Below are 4,566 nucleotides of genomic sequence, written 5' to 3'. Positions count from 1 at the left end.
CCACTGCGCCGATGGTACTGCACTCGTGAGGGTGTGGGAGAGTAGGTCACCGCCGGACTTAACTTAATAAAGATGAATGTTGGTTTGAGGCCCTAACCTTTTGGTTGGGGCCTCACCTGTTTAACCACCAACGGTGGGTTGGTTGCTGATTGCTGGTTGGTAGGGGGTTGAGCTGAAGCTCGACCCCCTTTTTCCTGTTTAAAGAACTGGTGACGGCTTCCGGCTACAGCAGCCGACCGAGGCTGAGGGGCCGGCAGGCTCAAGGAACCACAGGTCTATTGCAAATGGCGGCTAGTTGACCGGTGCCAGGAAGCAGACGACAGATTTTCCACTCGGTTCCATGAGTGCGCAGCGATTTGCTTTCATCGCGTACGTAACCAGAATGTATGTCTCAATGGATTGATGTCCTGGACTTTCGACAACGGCTAATGCTGACACGTCCAGTCACGAACTTAACGAGCAATTGTCTTTGGCCGTAGCCTCTGGGTAGGTTAGAAACCCCCACTGCTATGGAGACAATGATGTCTGATGTTCAAACGAAATTGATCGAGATGCTACAAACAGCGTTGCCTCGAGGCTTGGTAGTTTTGGACGATGCAGCGCTGCTTGAGAATTCAAGAGACTTCGGACAGCTAGCAGTACAACCAACATTGCCACTAGTCGTTGTTTTCCCTACGGAAGTTTCACACGTTCAGGATGTGATGCGTGTAGCGACAGAGTTGCGCGTTCCAGTCATCAGCCGTGGTGCTGGTACTGGTGTCTCGGGAGGCGTTCATGTTCGTGGGGATGCCATAATTCTGAACCTGGCTCGGATGAACAAGATTATCGAAGTCCGTCCCGACGATGAAGTGGCCATTGTTGAACCTGGTGTTGTCAACCATGAACTGAATTCTGCTGTTGAGCAGTTCGGACTGATGTATGCTCCAGATCCAGCGAGTTACAAGATGTCGACCTTAGGTGGCAACATTGCAACGAATGCTGGCGGTTTGCGGTGCGCTAAGTATGGGGTAACCCGAGACTCGGTTCTTTCCTTAGATATCGTGCTCTCAGACGGACGCCTGATTCGGGTAGGCAAGAATACTTTCAAAGGTGTAGCCGGATATGATCTAACGGCTCTATTTACTGGTTCCGAAGGAACCCTTGGAGTTGTAGTGCGGGCAGTTCTCAGATTGCGCTATCTTCCCGTGGATGAACGAGACATCTCGCTGCTCTTTCCAACTCTCGAGGAGGCGGTTCATGGTGTCCAACTCATTGCACGCGCACGGATCCAGCCGGCGATTCTTGAACTGGTAGACAATTCGACTCTTCGAGTACTAGATGAGCAGTATTCAACTGACTATGCGAAGGCCGGCGGGGCGATGGTGCTCGCCCGGCTAGATGGCTACGGTGCTATCCGCGAGGAGGATGCGATCCGTAAGGTGTTCCACGGAAACAACGTCGAGTTGAGCCTTTCGGGTGCGGAGGCAGCTACCAAGCTAATTGAGATGCGTCGAACTAGTCGAGGCGATACTAAGGATGATGCCTACCGTACCGGCGAGGATGTCGCCATTCCAAAGAGCAAGATGGTCGAGTACGTGCACAGATTACAAGCCGTTGCACAGGCCGAACATGTAGATATGCGCATGATTTCTCATGTTGGTGATGGCAATCTGCACCCTACTTTGTCCGTAGACCCCGACGAGGGGGAAAATCCGTTGGAACGTCTTGAACGTGCAGTTGACAGCTCCGTTCGAATTGCTCTCGAACTTGGCGGCACCATTACCGGTGAGCATGGCATCGGCTTGATCAAGAAAGACTGGCTTCCGTGGGAACAGTCTGCTGAGGTTATCCAGCTACAACGATCGATCAAGGCGCTGTTGGATCCATTGAATATTCTCAATCCAGGTAAGGGGATTTAGTCGCAGTCCTCGATCGAGAATTAGGAGTATACACACCTAGTTTGAACCGCTGAATTGATTATGTGTCCAGGATGCTCGAGGTGTAGAGTAAAAACGATCTTGATCACGGGATATGGCGCAGTTTGGTAGCGCGCGTCGTTCGGGACGACGAGGTCGCAGGTTCAAATCCTGTTATCCCGACTAAAGGCAAGATTGTGGGACCCAGTTCAGTTGAACTGGGTCCCACTGCTCTAGAACGGTGGATCGTCGAGCGAGTGAGCCGCGGATGAAACGGGGGCGCAGGGTAAGTGACAAGCCAACGAGCTGCAGATCACTCGAGGTTGGCCCCCTCAGAATGTGCGTTCGTGGAAGTTTTTAGGTATAGTTATATCTCGTGCTAAGGCATTCGTTGTTGGCGGGTATTCCTGATCAACCAACGAAGACTAAAGCACATTGGGATATGGTGTAATTGGCAACACAGCAGTTTCTGGTTCTGTCGTTCTAGGTTCGAGTCCTGGTATCCCAGCGCTTCACCAAAGCAATTTGGTGAGTTGAAGATGCGTCTTCAGCATACGGCCCCATCGTATAGCGGCCTAGTACTCCGCCCTCTCACGGCGGCAACACGGGTTCGAATCCCGTTGGGGTCACATATCAAATATCGCAGAGTAGATGCTCTGCGATATTTTTGTTTAAGCACTGACGGTTGAGGTATCGGTAACGGGGCCTATAGCCCGACCCAAGGGCCAGATTGGGCGTCTGGCCCGGTAAATCAATGGAGCTACGCTGCCGGTGTAAGCCGTAGAACATGTGTTCGTCGTGTTATTCCTAGTGGTTATATGTTTTAGGTGCTTTCTGTACACCTTTTTGGCACTTAATCAGCCCTTTGGGAAATTGATCCCCACCGTATGGTGCCCCGGCAATGCAGCGCCGCATGAAGGCAACGATGTCGGACACTGATGTGTTTGGCGCTCGTATATAGGTGAAAGCAGACCGGTAGTTCCATCGCAGTCTAGTAGCGGCGAGATGTTTGTCCGGAGAAGCTGAATTTCCTGTGGAAGGCTAGAACGTCGCTAACGTTTATGGCTTGTATCGATGGCAGTGGCTGCCCCCAAGAGGAGCCTCCGTTCATCTTTGAAACGCGGAGGGCCTCGCTACGGGAAAGCTAATACTCTGAGGGGTTTCAGAATCGAAGATACATATCCTGCGTCTAGAGCTTTGCAGCAGAGTGGAAACTATTGCGCCAGATATAGGGTGAAGCGAAGAATGACGACCTTTGCTCCCCAGATTTGTTCTCCTCCCCAGATTCGTTCTCGCTGGCTGTTGCTGAAGAATCAGAATTGTAGATTCGTTGCCCCGGGGCTCTTGCCGTTGATAGCTTGCGCCGTAAGCCGTAAGCCGTAAGCCGTAAGCCGTAAGCCGTAAGCCGTAAGCCGTAAGCCGTGAGCCGTGAGCCGTGAGCCGTGAGCCGTGAGCCGTGAGCCGTGAGCCGTGAGCCGTGAGCCGTAAGCCGTAAGCCGTAAGCACTGAAGTGGATCCATACAGGAAAAGTCTGGCGCATAGTTGTCGAGACAGACATCCTGTCTCTGACTCGTTGTCGTGTAAGAACCCTTAGGCAAGTGGCACTCTTTTTATGATTACGCTAAGTCGCTGCGCTAGCGAGTATGTGTTTCTCAAGCAGCGGTAAGTGACTCAAGATTGGCTTGACAGGATTTGCGGAACCAATCAGCCAGTTTGTTGCAGTAGAGAATCTAACTTCAATGGAGTCCTGCTGTTCTAAGTCTGCTTCAACTTCGTTGGGGCAGACCCTCTTACCCAGAAGCACTTGTGGCGCCATGCTCGGGCCGTCGGGTCTATCGGATTGGGCCGCGCTAAGCCGGCGTTTTATGAGTATGGCTAGATCAGATATTCCAGCGGTCGGCCAACCGACAGGTACGCACGTTCTACTCGCTCGGAATTGAATTGATGTGTACGGACCGTAATGCCAGCAGCTGCTGAGACAAGTTGGCCACCGGTGAGCACCACTGTGTGTAGCCCAATTGTCGATGATGGAGCAGGAGCCAGTTGATCCTGATGTCCGCTAAAGAACCGCGCATGTCACTAAACGAGCTCTGCGGCAACGAATTAACATCAACTTCTGCTTTTTAGGGATGCCCCTGGTTTGTAGTGAGAGACCATGAGCGAATGAAGCTTCAGCCGTGTTCGCTTTACGTCGACTGCTAGAGGCCGGCTAATAATGACGATCTTTGCGTGCAGTGGCACAAGCTGATGTAGGCACATTTTGCTTCGAAGAAGTATCAAGGGCGGGCAAGTTCGGGTGCGTCAGAAACGGGCACGAACGGATGTAACCACAGTCACCTTAAAAACAAGCCATCCGATTTGTAACCTCTCGGATTCCCGTGTATAGTTTTTATCTGTCGCCGCAACGAGGTCAGCTTCAAAGCTGGTACCGATTCGGGCGACAATCACTCAGAAAAAGCTCAAGTATTTTGAGCGTCTAATTTCTGAAAAAATATAACGCTGGACGATAACATAATCCAATTATGGATTTATGGAGAACCGGTAAGTGTTTGTTGTTTGAGAACTCAATAGTGTGCCAAGTTTGTTGATACCGAATATTTATTTTATTTGGTGAATACATAACATTTGCTTGAGGCATTGCACCCCCGTGTGATGTTCTTGAGTGTTTTTT

General features: G+C 51.2%; 1 protein-coding gene and 3 tRNA genes. All 4 read left to right on the top strand.

Annotated elements, in window-relative coordinates; translation table 11 throughout:
* Positions 1-521 precede the first annotated feature (521 nt).
* Positions 522-1,898: an FAD-linked oxidase C-terminal domain-containing protein gene (locus EYR88_RS15940; RefSeq protein WP_131090753.1), complete on the top strand. Its 1,377-nt coding sequence runs from the start codon at positions 522-524 to the stop codon at positions 1,896-1,898.
* Positions 1,899-2,004: 106 nt separating this feature from the next.
* Positions 2,005-2,078, top strand: a tRNA-Pro gene (locus EYR88_RS15935).
* A 253-nt stretch (positions 2,079-2,331) separates the two neighbouring features.
* Positions 2,332-2,403, top strand: a tRNA-Gln gene (locus EYR88_RS15930).
* Between the two features lie 48 nt (positions 2,404-2,451).
* Positions 2,452-2,524, top strand: a tRNA-Glu gene (locus EYR88_RS15925).
* Positions 2,525-4,566 lie beyond the last annotated feature (2,042 nt).

Origin of the sequence: Arthrobacter sp. S41, from assembly GCF_004320535.1 — a bacterium.
In the GTDB taxonomy this organism is placed as follows: domain Bacteria; phylum Actinomycetota; class Actinomycetes; order Actinomycetales; family Micrococcaceae; genus Glutamicibacter.
This window is presented reverse-complemented; position numbering and strand designations above follow the sequence as displayed.

Coding starts and splice junctions, on each gene's coding strand:
- EYR88_RS15940 (WP_131090753.1), top strand. CDS start 522: ATGTCTGATGTTCAAACGAAATTGATCGAGATGCTACAAACAGCGTTG.